Source organism: Streptomyces millisiae (genome assembly GCF_031845425.1).
Classification (GTDB): Bacteria; Actinomycetota; Actinomycetes; order Streptomycetales; family Streptomycetaceae; genus Streptomyces; species Streptomyces millisiae.
Genome location: NZ_JAVREM010000210.1, coordinates 1 through 544, shown reverse-complemented (window position 1 = coordinate 544; position 544 = coordinate 1). Strand labels below are relative to the sequence as shown.

General features: G+C 70.4%; 1 protein-coding gene and 1 pseudogene. Both read right to left on the bottom strand.

What is annotated here, in order from left to right; translation table 11 throughout:
* A pseudogene (locus RNC47_RS36265) lies at positions 1 to 426 on the bottom strand (hypothetical protein); the annotation flags it as partial.
* Positions 427 to 460: 34 nt separating this feature from the next.
* Positions 461 to 541, bottom strand: a complete 81-nt coding sequence (locus RNC47_RS36260) for a uracil phosphoribosyltransferase (RefSeq protein ID WP_311605126.1) — start codon at positions 539 to 541, stop codon at positions 461 to 463.
* Positions 542 to 544 lie beyond the last annotated feature (3 nt).

The following is a 544-nucleotide window of genomic DNA, read 5'->3' as shown; positions in this document are numbered from 1 at the left end:
GAGCAGGACGGCAACCGCCAGGGGCCAGGTGGTCCGCACGCCCTCGTAGATGCCTCCCACGGCCGAGGTCGCGTCCGGTCCGACGATCGACTGGTAGAGCAACGCCGCCGGCAGTGTGACGAACAGTCCGCCGATGCCGAAGGCCAGACCGAGACCCACGGCGCGCCAGGACCATTGCCACCGGAAGTCGATGCGGGGACCGTTGCCCCGCCACTTCGCGATTCCCATGGCGCAGGCCGCGGCGACGAGGGTGGGCACCCCGATCGCCACCGTGATCATCCCGCCCGGCGGGGGACCCGAGCGCGCCAGCAGGCCGACGGATGCCGAGGCGAGCAGATAGACGGCCTCGACGACCACGAAGGCACCCAGTCCCCAGCGGTGAGCGGGCCAGACCGGTGCGGTCGACGCTTCCTGAACGGCATCCATGCGGCCAGAGGCTACTGGCCCTGGCCGAACACCGTCACTTGGTCCCGAAGATCCGGTCACCGGCATCGCCCACGCCGGGAACGATGTAGCCCTGCTCGTCGAGTTCCCGGTCCAGTGC